Genomic DNA, 18,320 nt, shown 5'->3' on the forward strand with positions numbered 1-18,320 from the left:
AATCATATCCTCTAAATCTCATTTATTAACTACACTAAAATTGCTGAATCATAGTCCCCTGATACAATATAATTAATCCCTGAATCATTATGAATTTTAATTATAATCACTTCGTTAATTTGATGATTTATAAACGATCCATAAGGTACCTCAATATCTTTCATTGCATCAATAACATTTTGAATCTCTTTATTCTTAACTTTCATTGCATTTTCTATTTTGCTGCTACTATTAGAAAAATGTAATGGATACTGTAAGTTTTGCTCCGTTACATTTTTTACATTTAGTTGTTTCACTAAATATTCCACATAATCTTCTGCTTTTTTAAGCCGATTCTCCATATTACGATAGTTCTTTTCCAGCTCGGCAATATAAAGATTTCTACTCATATCTGCTTCATTATTAGAATTTGATTCAGAAGCATTCTTAGCCTTTTTATTCAATTGACTTTTTTCCTCATTGTTATCTCTTACTTGCAAATGTTGTACCCCAAGCAAATCTACATGTTTCAAGGTATTATTTTCACCTTGGTCTAACTCTTTTTTTATTGCCTTTTGCAAGTAATTAAACCATTGGACTAACCATGTGTTATCAATGTGACCATGAATAATTTTGTTTTGTTCTTCCATAGAAAAATCCATGTCACAAATTCTAGCAAGTCCGGAATTAATATCGATACTAATGGACAAATTTTCGCCACTTTGAATTAACTGTACTAATCGACTAATTTTCTTAGATAATTCCATATCGTTTACCTCTCCTATTTCGTACTGGTATTATAGTAGTCGATATATATATCAATTTAGTTGCGAGTTTTTTCTATATCTAATTTAAATATTAAATTTGCTATAATACCTGTACTTCCTTATGAAAAATAATGTACTATGTTTCTACATTCACATTAAAAAATCTTAAGTAGTCGGTAATTCATCTGATGGTTTATATTGAAATGCATTAGATTTTTCAGACTCTTTACCCTCTAAATTAATTGCCGTCATTTCAATTACAGATACTTTATCATTAAAAATGTTATGATCTAATTTAGCAGGTGAATGCTCAACACCTGTTAAAACTAATACATCATTTACAAAAATGTTATAACTCTCACTATCAGGTGACGTACTATAATCAAATCTAACTTCTACTCCGCTTTCCATATTATCCACAGAAGTAATAGCTGGTGGTTCAGGAGCTTCATTTCCTACGACTGTAATTGGTACAAATACTTCATGCACCCCATTTGTAATGACTATATCTGTTGTTCCTCCGCTAAGGCCTGTTACAATTCCTTCAGGGCTCACCTTTGCTATATATTTATCTTTGACAGAATAAGTAGTGCCTGTACTCGCCCAATATACATAAATTAACCAGTTATCACCAACTTCTTCTTTACCATCTGTTTGGAAAGTAACCCCTAAATAGTCACCTTTTAAATTTACAATTCGATATTCATTTCGTTTATTCGTTGCTATAACTTGTAACCCTTGTGTTTCTCTATCATCACCCACACCAAAACCATTGGTAGTCTTTACAATTTCAACTGTTCGTTCTTCAAATTTATAATTACTAATGTCTACCGCTGTAATTAAACCTTTATTATTATATAAATTATCTATATCTTTAAATAACATAGCCGGACGAAGTTCAGCTGTAACATTCTTTGTAATCCCATCACTAGTTAATGCTTCTACATTCAACTGAACTTGATCACCAGTGTTGAGATTTAAATGCTTGTGGGAAACCATTAGAAAAGCTGTTGATGATAAAGGCTCGAATTCTGTATTAAGAAAAGCATCCACCTTCTTCTGGTACTTCTTTAGAGAGTCCTCTAAAACTAACTTTGCTTCTCTATAGGAAGTCTCAATTAATGCAGAACTTACCTCATCTCTCTTTTGCTCTAAAGTGCCTAACTTAGTTAAAATTTCTTTTGCCCTCATATTTCATCCTCCCTCTTGTATCGCATTCATTATAAGGATTTACAAAATTTTTTATTTAATTTTTTGTAGAATAATTCTAGCCTTTTGTATAGTCATATTGTTTAACTTCCCAAAAGGAAAGTTCTCTATATTCAAATATATATTTTTTGAATGATGCTGCCTTATTCATTGTTATTTTTTAAATGCAGGATGTTCTTGAATACTTCTTGTTGCTTTAGATTCATCTTCATTCAACTCAGTTGTATCTAGAGAGAGATCTTTAGCTAAGCTAACTAACATGGTCATATATTCAACTTCTGCAAAGGATATGATAGAATTTTCACCTTTAGCATTTTTACGAATTATAGTAGTACCATTTTCTTGCCATTCCTTAAACTTACTTTGAAAAAAAACATCTGCTTCCTCTAAGCTAAGACCTTCAGTTAATTCTTGTGTCTCACTCTTTAACTTTTTTACTAATTTATCCTCCAACCAATCAACTTTCTTTGAATTTCCACTTTTAAAATAAAAGACCGCAGAAATATTAAATTTATTTATTTTCATATTTAAATACCTCCTAGATTATAATCTTTCATCTACACCTGATCTTACTCTAAATCTTCAATAGGTTAATTAGTTTGATATGGAATTTATCCCATACAGTTATATATTTATAGTCGTTTTACTTTACTAGAATGTTGCGAACTTATTTCCTAATAATTAAGAACGAGCCAATATCATGAGAAGCATCTATAGGTATTGATATAGTTCCTTTAATATGAGAGTTACTTGATTTGCGAATTGAAATACTTCCCTCTAATCGCGATGCACTTGCTACATAAATAGAACTTTTTATCTCTTCAAACATACTCATTCTAATAATAGCTGTTCCACTAAGAGTATACCTTCCATACTGTCTTGTTAACATTGTAGACAGTATTTGTGACATATCAGGGTATACCACTAAAATATTGCTATGAATCTCCATAAATTTATAATAAGTACCATCTGCAAATGGTTCCGTATTTAATACTTTTCCAATTAATAAATCGTATGCTGAGCCGCCAATCAAATTAATATCATGATGTTTCTTTTTATCCATGTGCTCAAATACTAATACAGTACGATTATTAGAAAAATCATATACCCCACCTAATTTACAAAACACAGGAATGTTATTATCTTGAAAGATAGTTGTAATCATTTCAGGAAGTTCACTTTCAAATTGCTCATGATAAGTTTTATATTCCCCTGTCTTTAATATGACATTGTATACTATTCCATCAATCTTAATTTCTAAGTTTTCATCTAAAATAGAAATAACATCCTCCAATTTTTTATCACAATATATTCTATATCCATGTGGAGTCAATGCCACTTTCTTCACCTCCTAAGAAAACCCAATTTTTAACAGCTTTATTACTCTTTAAAAAGTTTTCTTTGCTTTTAGTTTTGTTTAACTGAAATTTCGTTTGAATAAAACAGAATCATTACTCCTCCTTTTTCATAGTAGCTATCGAAATATCCCTAATAATAGTTGTTAGATTTTAAAAATCTAATATAAAAATAGTTTTTTCTAACCTCTAATTACATACTTACAAGTAGACTCCATCTGTTCACTTAATACATCTATATTTTCTTCCCGTTTTAGATCATTCTACTTTTTCCATCGCAACCTATTAACTTCTCATAACGACAGTTAGTATGCAGATTCAACAAATAGGAGGATTTAAAAATGACAAAAAACAAGTTACTAAAGACATTATATTTCAATCTAAATACTTTAAATTGGGACCCATACTTTGATTCATTACATCAACCTTATTTCTTAAAATTAACCAACAGTTTTTTCTTCGTTAATAGAGTTGGGGTGAATTAAAGTGCCTTCCCAAAGATATATTGACCTTAGAAAAGATAATTTACCTGACTTACATAACAATGTGTTATTGAAAGCTTGCCAAGAGGATCCTGATTTACTCTCTGAACTTTTATATGAAAATAAAGAATTTCTCTTCTCAATCATTGCTCACTATAAAGGAAGCATTGAATCCCTGAAAAACAAATTTAACGTGGATGAAGAAGAGTTACTTCAACATGCTTATATAGCTGTTATTACAGCAATTAGAGATTTTGATTTTAATAAAGGAATTAAGTTTACTACTTATATTTATCGGCCAATTATATGGGAAGTTAACCAATTACTCTATAATGATTCTAGACTTGTACGCTTAAGTCGAAGTGCAGTAGATCTACTCAAACAAATGGAGAAAGTTGAAAATGAACTAGGTTATTTTCCAAAAGCTGAAGAATTAGCAAAATTACTTGATGTTACTGTAGAGCGCATTGAAAATGTTCTTCGATTCGCTTCAGAATTAACCTCTTTAAATTCACTTGAAAGCTTTGAACCCGAGGATTACTCAATAGGTTATGAAAGTAAAGTAATGGATAAAATCTATGTAGAAAATCTACTTAAAAACTCCGATTTATCCGAATTTGAAACTCAAGTAATCAACCTTATTATGGATGGTAACAATAACTCACAGATAGCAAAAAAATTAAATGTCTATCCAATGACAGTTAATCGTGCTTTAAACCGTATAAAGAATAAATTAGATAACAACTTTGAGTCAAAACGATTGTCCAAATATGAAAGTGAAATAGGACTAATTGCAGAAGAAATGATCGAATTAAACTGTATAATGAATATAGAACAACTCAAAGATTTATTAGATGTATGTGGTTACAATATAAGCAAGTATAGCTCTCGAGTTTTATATTATATTCGTCAACAAGCTATAAGCCGCTTAGATCAAAACCTATCTGAATGCAATGATTGCTCGCAATAAAACTTAATTAAAAAAGTATATAACATTAATTTACAGAAGATTCAAACTATATAACTTCTTAAAAATCATTTTATTTATACATAAAAATAAGCAGATTCTTTAAATAAAGAATCCGCTTATTTATTAAATTTCTTGAATCCACATACCATAGTTAGGAAGAGCTAATTTTAATTTATTAAATGTTTCATCAACCCATGATTTAGTATTAAAATCTCCTACAATAATTCGATAATTATCATCCCCTAAATTTTCCTCCCACAAACCATAACCAGGTAGAATTTCTTTTACTCTATTCATTGTGGCATCCTTCCACTCAGACGTATTAAAGTCACCAAGGTAGATACGATAAAACGTTTTGTTCTCCTCTTCTCCCAAGAACCATTTAAGAGATTTGTCACCATTCAAACGGTTAACATCACAATTCCCAATTCCAGATACATACCCACCTGTTGTATTGTCTGCGTATTGCCATAAATCACAACTATATTTCGGCTTATTGCCATAGCGTGGAACCCATAAAAAATCAGCTTTTACATTACTTAACCCATATTTTTCATACATATGATGGCTTACATATAAACCAACTTTCCATCCTGCCGCTTTACATGTATCAATAAATGCTTGAGATGCTGCAGCTAATTTACTTGGTCCACAACTTGCGAGTGTATCATCTTCTACATCTAACACTAAGAATCTAGCATTTGGACTAACTCGTGCCATAAAATCTTTTGCTTCCACAATTGCATCATTAACACTTACATAACACCCATAAGCATATGCTGCATGCGGGACGCCATATGCTTCTAATTTTTGCACATGCTGATTATACAATTTATCACGTTTCAATGAACCATATTGCACACGACAAATAGCAAGATCTAGATTTTTCGCCGCCACAGTCCAATTAATATTATCATTCCATTTTGAAATATCAACAATATATCCCATACTTTAACCCCATCCTTTTTTAACGTAAAATATCAAATTTTTTCAAAAATCCATTCGCATAATTTGCTCCTCTACTTGCCAATAATCCTGCAGATATAATGGATATATATTTTCCATATCCATTCAAGTCAAAGAAGTTTAAATTAAAAGCAAATGCTAAAGAAATACCTACAAAAATAGATAACAGATACGTAAAACGATCTTGAATAGTTCTATTAGGTATCATGTTTTTTAGAATCTCTGTAAGAGATTCTGTTAGAATTGCTAAAATCACTAACAATGCTCCATTCTCTAGCATTGACTGTAAAAGGTCATTCATTTTCTATTCCTCCAATTTAAAATAGTGCATACCAAGTTTGCATACCAACTACACCATCAATAGATAAGAAACTAGAATTACGCTGATACTCTTTAACCTTTTCTTCTGTTTCCTTACCAAATACGCCATCAACACTCAATTTTAATGTTCTTTGAATCGCCTCTATATTCCGTCCCCTATCGCCTCGTTTTATAGGCTTTCCTGGATATGGTCGAACAGGAGGGCTCCTCATATACTCTTCTAGTTCTAAGTTGATGTAATTCTTGCCTAATTGAGGTGAACCTGACTCGATTAAAATACTTTGTCCTTCATACAATGCATGGATGTCCAGTTCTGGATTTAGTTTTTTTAAACAATCTGCTTTTATACCAAATTGTGTGGTTAAAGACTGAAGCGTATCAGTTGCACGTATTGTATATAACTTTCCATTTTTGACCGATACCTGTTTAGCTATCATATTGGTGTCCTTTGTACAACTTTCAAACTCGTCTACTACATCCATAATGAATTGATTAAAGCTTTTACCTACAAATTCTAGTCCTTTAGTGGGATCACTTCTTAGCTTAGAATCTAGTACATCATGCCCTATAATATCTCGGCGAGGATTTAGTCCAAACTTATAACAAATATAAGCATGCAGCCAAACATAGCGCTTATACGAATCTACCTTATCAATTTTTTCACCGTAGCATAATTCCACTCCGATGGCAGAATTATTAGCACATGTATCATATAATGCATTACTAGTATTAACATCATAAATTACATGAAAGGCATATTCTGGTTCATGTGTCACAGCAGGTATACACTCAATAATTTGTTTATCATCTACGAGAAAATGTACCGCAGTATTTGATTGATTCTGTGTACGTTGATAATAATCTACACTTTCTCTTGCTGTTAAGTTTGGATGCTCTATATCATGCGCAACAATAAATTGAACATAAATGCGATTACCAGGACGCTTGGTTGATCCTTCATCCAGATAATCCGTTTCAATTTCAAATTTTTTCTTAAATCCCACATCAAGACCTCCTCATGCCTGAATAAAATGAAGAACATCAATCTCGTATTGCAACACTTGATTTGCATTATTATAAGGAGAATATTTTATGGTTTAACATTTACTTAGAATAATAAATATATTTAATATAAAAACAGATAGAGGTAGTCCTTGCCTTTGAAATAACTAATTATTCTGAATGCATTTCCCATGAGTCACCTTATTCCGTAATACTATTGCGTCTCCTTTGTACCTCTTCTTTTAATTCTCTATTCGCAGTGGTTAATTCATGCACTTGCGTTTCCAGACTCTCATTACGAGCCGTTAATTGTCTTACTTGTACTTCTAATTGAAGGTTCGCTTTTGTTAATCTAGCAACCTCTAGAGTTAGTTCTTTCACCTGATTTTGATATGTTAACATCATATCTTTGAGTTCAATTCGAAACTGCCTTTCGTCATCAGATAAAGAATGACGGTTTGTACTTGTATCGATACTGGTGTTAGAAGTTGGTTTGTTCTTAGAAGTTAAGTAACCAAAACCTCCTGTAATAAACATGCCTAATACAGAAGCAATTGCAGAAATTAAACTATCTTTCATTAACCGTCACCTACTTTCATCAGCTTAAGATAGAGACCTGCGGCCATAAGTGCCCAAACAAAATAACTTGTACCTGTTGTAGCACTATCACTTAACCATAAGGAAACGGAAACAAATGTCCAAAATCCAATAGAAATTAACAATCCAATACTTCTAATAATCTTATTATCTGTAGCCACCCCATATAATAAGAAGAAAGATATAAATAAGCATTGCATGCCCCATAACTGTTCCGGCATAACTTGCTCCATAGTACTGTATACAGAATTTTTAAATGTAGCAATGGGAGATAACAATAGAACTGCCCACCACAGTGCTATACTGATCAAACCAATTTCAACAAGATTGTATTTTCCCTGTTTAGGCATATATAATAGCCTCCTACTTTTAGAAATTCTCCTACCTTAGACATAACCTAATGTGAATTATTACAAGGTAAAGAGATGTTACACATGAAATACGCTCAAAATTTTTATCTCCATGTATTGTCAGAGATAAAACGTATTCCTATTTCATTTATCCTTATAACTTAAGGCAGTTATCACTTTCTATCATTGAGTCTTATCTAGCTTCTTACATAGAATAGTTAAAAAAATTTCATGTCACTATACATAAAACTAACTTTCTACATTGGAAATATTTACGCTATTAAACAATTTAAGTAGAAGATTTATATATTCCCTCTAACATTACTCAAAAATAAAAAGATTACACTTTTCTTAGAGAAACACTATCTACAACACAATACGTTAAGAAAAGTTACTTTAATTAGACCATTGAAAGTTCTTTAGACAATGAAAATTGATTTTTACAGCAAAATCATAAGAATTTATATGATTCATATATTTATAAATTTATTATCTTATTCAATAGAAATTATAAGAATTTAATCATAAAAAATAGCCTACCCAGTGAAATGGTAGGCTACTTTTCTCTTTTACATTATATAGGCATATGGATATGCTGTTACGACCTCAATACTACTCTCTAAATTGCTAACACGCTTAATTAAAGCTGTTACCGATATCTGTGATTTATCACTTTGTCTTACAAAGAAATTATAAGCTTGTAAGTCACTTTTATCGGACTGTCTAACAGCTACTGTTCCAAGTTTATCATATGCAGCTGATCGTCTTACTGCAATTGTACTACTTAAATCTTCCTTATCACTCTGCCTTATAATAACCGTGGAATTTACACTGTAATGTTCAAATACTTCAACTAAACCAACAAGATTACTATTCGAAGACTGTCTTACGGTAATTTTACCATTAAGTAAACCACCATCTGTTTGAGAATCACCCCATACTCGTACAGTAGCGTTCCCGAACAAATTAAAATGATCATAGCAAGCTATTTCACAAGCTAAATCTGCTAAGGCAATTTGTCTTGCGGCAATCTTGGAAGGTAAATCACTAACTTGTTTAGCTTGAATAAATCCATTTAATCCGATTTCAGCACTTCGTCTAATACTAATACTCGATTCTTGATTCTGGTTATCCCATATTCGAATAGCTATTGTTCCATCTAGTTGTCCGCCATCAAGCCAAGAGTCACCCCATACTCTTACTACAATAGAGTTTTCTAGTATCACTGCACCAGTTTGTCTTATTCTAATAGAAGAGGCTAAATCTCTATACCGTGGCTTACTAGCAGTAATACTAGAGAACAAGTTAACCCAAGGCCTTACATACCCCTTAATCGGAAGCCTATCTTCAGTATTTTGTTTAACTCTTACATAACCTCTAAAATCTATATGACCTATAGCTCTTACAGTTAGTTCTGAATAGAAGTTACCTGAATTTATTTCAAATATACTGTCTAAATCTGAGCTTCTTCTCACTCGCGCATTTAACATGGAAACCAGATTTTTTTGCGCATTAATAGGAATCGTAATAAACGATTGTAAATTACCTGAGTTTACTGTTACAATACCTGGAACATCATACATCATGCGTAGATTAATCGAAGAAGGAATTTCCTCCCACCCACCTAGCGGAATATGAATAGTCGCAGGAAGATTGTTCTCATTATTTTGTCTTGCAATTACATGGCCATTTAATAAAGATTTCTCCCAAACATTAATGTACGTTTTTAAATTAGGATTTCCTATGTTACCATAACCTTCTAAATCCATTCTATACTTAACGTACATTTCAGAATGTTGATCCGTACATTCTTCAACCCTAATTCCAATTGTACTATCTAATTCAACTCGCTCTTTAACATCTAAACTACCAGGCAACTCAAAATTACGTGTGATTTCAAATTCCATGAGTAGATTATTTTGCAAGTCAGTATCATTAGACCATACTCTTATATCAAAATTAGAAATGAGATCATCCCTATAAAGAACATAAACACTAGAGACTTTATTATTTTCAGTAATACTCATAGTAGAGGCTATTTGCCCACCATTAACTATAGGGTTCCCCCATACACGAGCGGTAATATTAGTGCTCAAATCATTTCTATAAAGAACATAAATACTCGAACGTTTTTCTATTTCATTGGCACGAATATAACCATCAAGGTCAGATGCACCTATTGTTTTAATAGCTATTTTTGCAAGAATTTCACTAAAATCTTTTTGTCTAGATACAATACTACCTATAATTTGTGGATGGTTAATCCAAATTCGGGATTCTAACTCCCTAGGTTGATGAACATATAAACTAGATGATAGATTACCAAATCCTTTATTATCTCTAACAAGAATGTTACCAATTAAATCTTTTACCTTATTCTGAATAATTGTGATTTCTGCTGAAATATACGCATGATCATCAGAATATATCTGCATGTCATAGTATGTAACTTCTAACTCTGGTCTTCGCTCGATTGCTTCTTTTGTATAAAATCCTCTAGATAAATTTTCGGACTCTTCTACTGCCCGCACTAAGAAACCAAGGTTAGGTTTTTCATATATATGCCACTGCTTAACTAACTGCGTAACATCAAACTCTACGTATCCAGCTGCTCCACCTATTACTCTAGTTACAGAAAATCCATCTATTGCAGCTTGAGGTTGGTTAGCCCACGTTACACCTGTTTCATTCCATTGACTATTACTTTCAATGACCTGAACAGACTGAGAACCTTGTCCTCTCCCATCATAATACAGTCGTAAAATAGCTTTACCTATTTCAGTATTTACTGTAGGTATTGTTGAAATATCAAATCCCACAAGGGAACGATATTTCTCAGGAAACGGTGATCCAGTCCTACCTATATACATCTGTGTTTCTGAACCATAGTTTAATTTCGGGAAAAATTCACGAATAAATGCATCCTTATTCGGATACAGTTTCATATTAAACTTTGGCCTTTCCATCATGCCATAACTAGCCCTTAATACGAATGGCTTAGAGACAAACAATTTACATTGTAAATTTTCAGTTACTCTAATCGATAACTTAGATGATAACCACTCAAAATAAATAGGCGCTATTTCATAGGTAGCCATCATACTGTTTTTCAAATTAATGAACATGTCTCCATATAATTCATTCCACTCTTTAATCCCTAAATCCATAGGTAAATCTGCTATAAAGATTGGCGAAATTTCATAGCTGGCAGACATTATTCCTTTTACAGCTACCGTTAAGGTACCATCGAGCTCTGAAAGACTAGTAATAGTAATTTTTGAAACCAAATCATCTATGATAATCCCAGACATACCATACTGTGCTCTCATGGATGAACGGGTCGTTACGTTAATAGTAGAGGGAAGTTCCTGTACAGCTCTTACAGTAAGATTTGCAAGGAAATCTCTAATGGTAATACCATCTACTCCATAGGTTGCTCTTATATATGAATTAGTAGAGATGTGTATACTTGATTCCAAGTTATTCGTACCCATTACAAAAATCTCGGAATAAAGATCACTATAATACGAAGGCTCAGTAAAGTATGTAGCCCTTACTAATCTATCTACATTTATATTAACTCCAATATTGGAAGGTAAATCTTTAAAATATGTTACAGAAATGGCACCTTTAAAATCATGATATGAAGCTTTGTCCGTTTCATACTTAGCAGACAAATGAATTTCTTTCATATTCACTATAATGTTTGATTTTAAATGTGCAGGATACGTCAATACATTTACTTCAGAAAGTAAACTTGAAATATATTGTTCATCAATCTCATAATGGCCTACTAATTTGGCATAAGGGTTAATAGATATATTGGAAAATAGATTGTTATGTGTACATACTCTAATTTCTGATTTAAAATCGCTAGATCCATAACCCTCCATATTATATTCAGAACGCATATAACTGATAGGATTGATATTCAATGTACATCTTAAATCTTTTTGGAAATGTGTGACACTAATTGTAGCAACTAAATCTTCTTCTCCAAATTTATCAATCTCATAGTTAGCGGCTATTCTAATACTTGGATTAATTATAATAGAACTTATCATATCTTCAGGTTTCATAATATCTATGAAGCCTTTTAAATTTTGACTATCTACTTTGGCTGTCTCATATTTCGCTATTGCTCGCGACATTATGCTTACATTTAAGGTAGCTTCTATCTCATCACGCCATAATACTAATCCCTTAGAAGATAGTTCACTTTTATTGTCGGTAATAAGAAAACCTGCATTGTAACTATTCGTTACCTCATCCCAACTAAGTGCCCTTTGATATATTCTAAAAGTTGCTATATTTCCTTCAAAATAACTATTATTTGCTGTTGATGATTTACCTAATACTAATGGGGCTGTTGTATTAACGTATTCCCCCAATACAGGTAAGCTAAATCCCTGCGGAGCTGCATTGATCATACCCCATAAACGTTCCCCGTCATACAGTAAAGTTACATGTTGCCAAGCCTTTACGTTAACTTCAGCAAAAACAAAAGACATTTTCTTTGTTTCTGTTGTTATTTGAACCCGAATTTCACGAGTATCTAAGTCAAAATAAAGTGAAAACCCTCGTTCACTTCCCGCACCATAAGATGCCACATAACCTGACTTAACTGGTTTGACCCAAGTTTCAAAAGTAAAACCTGAGTCTATTGGCAGTAATTCCAAATGATTAGGGATTACCACGTGATTGTTAAGGCCGTTAAAGTAAAGCGAATAAGGATCCGTAGGTATATTCATACCTGTCCAAGTCTTATCTTGCGAGAAGTTAAAACTTATCAAACTTCCGTTATGCCCTTTTCTTGCTAAATCAAACCAAGAATTAACAGGGGATGTATTTACACCCTGTGAGTAACCTTGGTTAGCTAACGCAGAGTGTAAATGTAAAGTCAGTCCCTTTAACGGATAAGCCATTCTAATCACGTCCAATCCCATTGTATTGAGATGAAAAGCTCATTAAGCAGGACTTGCTTTTGCCTTCATATCAAATGTACCACCCTCTGTTACTGTAACTTCGGACAAGAACCTAATATAAAACTGTCTAGCATCTCCAATAGGTATAGTTCCAGGGAAAGGTATTTCATCTACAGGTACAAAAGGATTATTTGATAAACTTAATTGGACTGTAATTCCAGGTTTAACTGTATGTGGATCGACCCAAACTTTCATATCTTTAACAGGAAAATCAGCATTATTCTGCAACCATACTGGATAAGCCTCAGAGGTACTACCCGCTACCAAAGTTCCATATTCTAAATATCGTAAAATATTACCAGCTTCATCCGTATAATACAGGCCTATTTCATTTCTAAAACCTAAAATCGGAAGTTTTGGTGGGATGTGTTTTATTAATACGGGATCCCCATCTCGATTTTTTTCATCGAATGCCCAAATATTCACAAAGTCATAGGCACCGTAGGTGGAAGGATGTCGAATTTCTGGTGTATATTTGGCATCAAGTGTATTATAAGAGCCTGCATTAGTTTTATTTCTATTAAAGAAACTATTATCAAGAATCCATCCATTGATGAAATATCCAGGAGATGGATTTTCTCCATAGTTAGAATCCCATGTCCAAAACGATAAAGTTGACGCTCTAGCATAGCCTGTGATAATAACTCTAGAAATTGTTACTCCCCATACTCCAGATTGACCTGATGTATTAGTATTATAATATTGTTCTTTTCTGCAATGAATTCCACCAATAATACCCGAATTATTAGATGCATTCGCCATATTAGCGTGAACAACACAATCTTGTATTTTGATACTTTGACTAGATTTACTGTAATAGGAGATATAAGGAATATTACCAACAATTCCTCCCATATATCCGGAAACTTGATCAAAGATACCTGATACTGTACATTTTGAAATTAAAGCTGTCCTATCTGTAGTTCCAACAATTCCTCCAAAATATCCACTTTGTTGCTGCATAGGTGCATCGAAAAGACAGTTTTCAATAGTGGTATCGTTACCCATAGTGCCCACCATTCCTCCTGATCCGTTTCCGTTTCCTGCTTTAGCAAAGACTTTATAATTAAATGTGTTAAACATCTTTACACTTACATTAAGTAATTTAGAAGAACCGGACATTTTCCCTACCACAATTCCCGATTCATTTCCAACTTCCATGTCAACATCAATAATAATAAGATTTTTTATAATAGCAGAACCAGATAATTGATAAAATAGCCCAACATTACTTGCTGAACGCCTATACATATAAAGGTTACCTATAGCCTTATTATTTCCATCAAAAGTACCTTCAAAAACATTAGCCCACCAGCCATTATCATAATTACTCATCCCCATTCCAATTGGTAGCCAACCAGAACCCGACTTAGGATAGTTCAGTATAATATCATTTTCCATACGAAAATGTTTGTCCGCGAAATGACGGACTTGTTCTAAATCAAATTGATTATAAATGAGGAACGGGTCCTCTGAAATTCCTTTACCCTTTTTAAACTTAATAAATTTTCTATTCTCAGGATATCCTCTATTTACTTTATAATCACCAATATGCCAATAATTCTGATAATCAAACGAGTATGAAGAAGCTTTTTTCATGTCTGCTTCATTAAGTGCAGTGCCCCCACCTTTAGCTACTCCGCCTTGTTTTGTAAGATTGTAGTAGCAATAGGATACACTTCCTGAACCTACAAACCCCCCATGATACGAAGCGTTTTTAGCAACTGTTAAATCAGTAACAGAACCTGTTGAGAAACATTGAGATACAGATCCACCATTAACAATTCCTAAAAAACCACCACAGTTATTACCTGAAGACATCACATCCGCATGACTATAGCTTCTTACAATTCTCCCTGCATTTTGGTAACCAACTAAGCCACCTGTATATTGAGCAGAGCTCCCCTCATTTTTAACTGTTCCCGAAATTACGGCACAATCCTCAACATCTCCATCAGACTTTCCTACTAAAGCACCTACCATTGATCCGTTGGCCACAATATTTACATTAACTAATCGAACACGCTTAATAGTCCCCCCGGTTTGTTCACCAAACAAACCCACATTAGATTGGGTACGATTAATATATAAATCTTTAATATCATATCCCGCACCATCATAGTAACCTTTAAAGCTAGTAATTGGAGCAAAACCAGAACCAGTTTGATAACTAGTCATAATAATATCCTTTGTTTGCGTGTAGTAAGCACCTAAGTTACTTCGGACATTATGTAAATCCTTTTCATCCTCAACTAAATAGGGACTAGATTGTGTTCCCCCTCCACCAGAGAAATGGTCAACATATATATATGTCTTACCTTTTTCTTTTAAAAAGTATGGTCTTTCTTGATTTTTTTCTGTTTTTTGTTCAATAAAGACAATTAAAGGGTTTCCATCTTTATCCGGATCAGTAGCAATAAATACTTTATCATAATCATCTTGAGGTAAAATAATAACGCCACTTGTCTCTGATGCCCCGTCTACCCAAGTAAATTCCCTCGGCAAATCTATACCTGCTTCAGAAATTAAATTAGATAAATCACGAACTCGTTCACGACTTCGTACAGAAATACCTGTTGGATCATCTGTGTCTAAAATTATTTCACTGTCCAGATGAACTTCTTGAAATGTTGAATATATTAGGCTTAAATCTTCATCACTTACTACACTCTCAATATCACACCATTCGTTTTCTACTAAGATTTGAACTGGTATATTAAATGTTTTTAAGTGAACTTTCTTATCTATAACTTCTATTGTGTAGTTTCGAATCGTTTCAGTATCTTTTACTACACTCCCATCCATGTTATAAGATGTACCATAAAGGGTATTTAGAAGTTGTTCTCTTGTTAACTTTACTGAATGATCCAATTCAATTCACCACCTATATTAGGTTCAAGAGGCGCTTTAGTTTCAAAAGCTACTCGTCCATTATTTACTATAATCACTTTTCCATCTAATTTCTGATCAGCTACCATTCGTAAATTAATCATGGCAGGTTGGTTAAGTGGAAGTTTTACAATGGGTTTAAAATGAAAGTTAATACCTTCTACATTAATATTCGTTTTATACCCCAAGCTGTAATGAGTGATGCGGTTCGATAGCATTCCGTTTCCCTGAAAACCAGCCACAAGTCCTGATGCTTCTGCATCTTTAAATGTGATAATATCGTTAATGTCATACTTAAAATCGCCATTTAAAGGTATAGTTTTTCCATCAAACTCATAAAAGAACTGAATGCGATGACCTGCTATACTGAAAATACCATCACGTTCAAAATAAATTTTATTACCATGACCAATTAATCCGAATCGGAAAAGCTTATTTCTATCAATCTTATAAAAGCTATTCTCTTCTTTTGTATTAAAATCAAATTCTGGGAGATGAGTACCGTCAGGATACTCAGCCACCCAGATAAAATCCTGTGCCACAGGAGAATGTGTATATTTATCATTTTGTAAAATCAATTTGCTTCCCCCTACCTCATTGCATTGAAGTAACTATTTTTTATACGTACTGATATGCAACACGTGTTAAGAATGCTACGTTTCCTGCTGTCGCGTTACCTGGAACATTGGCACGAAGGATAACTTCTGCATAGTTACCTTTTGCACTAGTTTTATTACCATCATTTTTAACACCTAAAATTTCATTTGCATTTGGAGAAAACGTACCATCAGTATTCGTTGAATTTCCTCCTGCTTGGATTGGATGAGTAGAATTACCTCCAATAGGTGTACGACCAGTTTCAGCTGCCGATGCAACAGTCACCTCAACCCATTTATTTGTTACTAACTCACCCGTATTACCACCTGCACTATCTTTTGTCGTAATAGTACAGTTTGTCATAGTAGATAAATCTGTTGTTCCCGCAAAGTTATTCCAAATTAATACTCCAAAATCAGAGGAAGGTGTTCCTGCATCAATGGTCCCAATATTCCAAGACGGTACAGCTCCTGAGTTGTCTTGTTTTCTCCAATTCACTTGTGGTGCTGGCATATAAATGACCTCCTAATTTTTATTTACACTTTAATTATCGCTACATCTCTTTATAAAGTTGTGATGAATTATTTATTATTCTTCGAGAGCTAATTCAACTACCAACTCTACAGTAATATCTTTTACGCCCTTACCTACCTCTTTGATATTGATTCTAAAGTGATCATCACGATTAACAGCTAGTTGTGACGGTTTAAAAGAATATGGTGTAGAGGACGTACGATTAGATTTGCTCTTTCCATCAATAACAAGTTCATCAGCAAGAATGCTATGCCAAATAGGTGTTGTATCATATGAACTTTGACTGCATCTTTCAATGTCAATACACGTTTTTGATTCTCCCATTGTGCCGCACGTTACATATGCATCAATTAACTCTCCCTTATAAGGGAAACGTAATTCTGTACGAACAATACCTACTTGTACAATAGATGGCACAACAAATACCATCACTTTATCGTCAAGCTTCCGTATACGCCTGTTATTGAGATGTGCTCTATTGTAAGCAATAAAATCCATAAATTTATCCTCCTTATAAATCGAGGTATGCACTGTCATTATAAGAACTTTCCATTGGAAATTAACAAAGGGATAGACTTAGCTATCCCCTCGTACTGTTGTCTTTAATAGTCTTCTAGTTGCAGGATCATATGAAAATTCCCTTGTAACCTGTTGAGATAGACTTCCAAGACCATCTGTATAATATACAGTCTCTGTTTTCAATTCACCCTTTACCATAGGTGCCTCGTTCTCATAATACGTAAACTCTCGAATAATAGTATGATCTCCCGTGATAATTTCACGAATAATTTGACCTCTTTCGTTATATTCATAATCTATATCTACACTAGAATTTCCACCGTACACCAATTCTAACTGGCGTTGTATTTCATCTAAACGTGCATCTAATGAAATATGAGGCTTATCACTCTCTCTGAATTGCCGAGCATCATATACTTCCTTTTGTAAGTCATAAAATTGCGTTCCACTAATAGTAGCTTGCCCTCTACTACAATATTGGTTTTTATAGACTTCTATGTACACCTCATCACCAATTTGTAGCTGTATAGAACGCTCTTCATTTTTTGAACCTACACCTAAATGGATGTGATAATCATCCAGCTCAATATAATCAACTCCGCTTAGTAAACGCCGGCCATTATAATACACTTTTAATAACCCTTTATTTGGTTCATAAGTATGACCAACTGGTAAAATAGGATTTGATGTACCATATGTTTTCACGAAATCTTGATCAACAACGTGTAATATTTCATCCCAATCTTTTGTGATAGGACTATATCTATGGAGCTTCATTCTTGTTCCCATTTAGCCACC

The 18,320-nt window shown here is 33.2% G+C and carries 16 protein-coding genes; 1 reads left to right on the forward strand and 15 read right to left on the reverse strand.

Annotated features, from left to right (window positions below; translation table 11 throughout):
* Positions 1-29: 29 nt before the first annotated feature.
* The 4 genes from ACYFX0_RS15095 to ACYFX0_RS15110 form a co-directional block, all read right to left on the reverse strand.
* A complete protein-coding gene (locus ACYFX0_RS15095; RefSeq protein WP_000423569.1) occupies positions 30-746 on the reverse strand; it encodes a hypothetical protein in 717 nt (238 codons plus the stop codon).
* Positions 747-911: 165 nt separating this feature from the next.
* Positions 912-1,937, reverse strand: coding sequence for a hypothetical protein (locus ACYFX0_RS15100; RefSeq protein WP_001201727.1), 1,026 nt, complete (start codon positions 1,935-1,937; stop codon positions 912-914).
* A gap of 171 nt (positions 1,938-2,108) precedes the next feature.
* Positions 2,109-2,480, reverse strand: a complete 372-nt coding sequence (locus tag ACYFX0_RS15105) for a hypothetical protein (protein ID WP_000700195.1) — start codon at positions 2,478-2,480, stop codon at positions 2,109-2,111.
* A 142-nt stretch (positions 2,481-2,622) separates the two neighbouring features.
* Entirely contained in the window at positions 2,623-3,294 is a 672-nt protein-coding gene (locus ACYFX0_RS15110; protein WP_001229378.1) for a hypothetical protein, read from the reverse strand.
* A gap of 502 nt (positions 3,295-3,796) precedes the next feature.
* On the opposite strand from ACYFX0_RS15110, the gene ACYFX0_RS15115 reads away from it, so the two are divergent.
* Positions 3,797-4,762 (forward strand): sigma-70 family RNA polymerase sigma factor, encoded by a 966-nt coding sequence (locus ACYFX0_RS15115; protein ID WP_001140068.1) that lies wholly within the window; start codon positions 3,797-3,799, stop codon positions 4,760-4,762.
* A 123-nt stretch (positions 4,763-4,885) separates the two neighbouring features.
* On the opposite strand, the gene ACYFX0_RS15120 is transcribed toward ACYFX0_RS15115, so the two are convergent.
* The 11 genes from ACYFX0_RS15120 to ACYFX0_RS15170 form a co-directional block, all read right to left on the reverse strand.
* Complete coding sequence (locus ACYFX0_RS15120) at positions 4,886-5,710, reverse strand: GH25 family lysozyme (RefSeq protein WP_106081359.1); 825 nt, start codon at positions 5,708-5,710, stop codon at positions 4,886-4,888.
* A 19-nt stretch (positions 5,711-5,729) separates the two neighbouring features.
* Positions 5,730-6,029, reverse strand: a complete 300-nt coding sequence (locus ACYFX0_RS15125) for a hypothetical protein (RefSeq protein WP_000998963.1) — start codon at positions 6,027-6,029, stop codon at positions 5,730-5,732.
* A gap of 16 nt (positions 6,030-6,045) precedes the next feature.
* Positions 6,046-7,053 (reverse strand): N-acetylmuramoyl-L-alanine amidase, encoded by a 1,008-nt coding sequence (locus tag ACYFX0_RS15130; protein ID WP_000505915.1) that lies wholly within the window; start codon positions 7,051-7,053, stop codon positions 6,046-6,048.
* Positions 7,054-7,252: 199 nt separating this feature from the next.
* Complete coding sequence (locus ACYFX0_RS15135; protein WP_000655296.1) at positions 7,253-7,630, reverse strand: hypothetical protein; 378 nt, start codon at positions 7,628-7,630, stop codon at positions 7,253-7,255.
* Complete coding sequence (locus ACYFX0_RS15140; protein WP_001125914.1) at positions 7,630-7,998, reverse strand: hypothetical protein; 369 nt, start codon at positions 7,996-7,998, stop codon at positions 7,630-7,632. Before ACYFX0_RS15140 ends, ACYFX0_RS15135 begins: the two co-directional genes overlap by 1 nt.
* A gap of 569 nt (positions 7,999-8,567) precedes the next feature.
* Positions 8,568-12,923: a DNRLRE domain-containing protein gene (locus ACYFX0_RS15145; RefSeq protein ID WP_000331177.1), complete on the reverse strand. Its 4,356-nt coding sequence runs from the start codon at positions 12,921-12,923 to the stop codon at positions 8,568-8,570.
* A gap of 42 nt (positions 12,924-12,965) precedes the next feature.
* Entirely contained in the window at positions 12,966-15,854 is a 2,889-nt protein-coding gene (locus ACYFX0_RS15150) for a fibroblast growth factor (protein WP_000350106.1), read from the reverse strand.
* Positions 15,839-16,450 (reverse strand): hypothetical protein, encoded by a 612-nt coding sequence (locus ACYFX0_RS15155; protein WP_000602965.1) that lies wholly within the window; start codon positions 16,448-16,450, stop codon positions 15,839-15,841. Before ACYFX0_RS15155 ends, ACYFX0_RS15150 begins: the two co-directional genes overlap by 16 nt.
* Before the next feature lie 40 nt (positions 16,451-16,490).
* The gene (locus ACYFX0_RS15160) at positions 16,491-16,982 is read right to left on the reverse strand and encodes a hypothetical protein (protein ID WP_001111327.1); all 492 of its coding nucleotides are present in this window, start codon (positions 16,980-16,982) and stop codon (positions 16,491-16,493) included.
* A 75-nt stretch (positions 16,983-17,057) separates the two neighbouring features.
* A complete protein-coding gene (locus ACYFX0_RS15165; RefSeq protein ID WP_000345538.1) occupies positions 17,058-17,501 on the reverse strand; it encodes a hypothetical protein in 444 nt (147 codons plus the stop codon).
* A gap of 78 nt (positions 17,502-17,579) precedes the next feature.
* A complete protein-coding gene (locus ACYFX0_RS15170; protein ID WP_000537241.1) occupies positions 17,580-18,311 on the reverse strand; it encodes a hypothetical protein in 732 nt (243 codons plus the stop codon).
* Between the last annotated feature and the right edge of the window lie 9 nt (positions 18,312-18,320).

The sequence above is a fragment of the Bacillus sp. NEAU-Y102 genome, assembly GCF_054788175.1.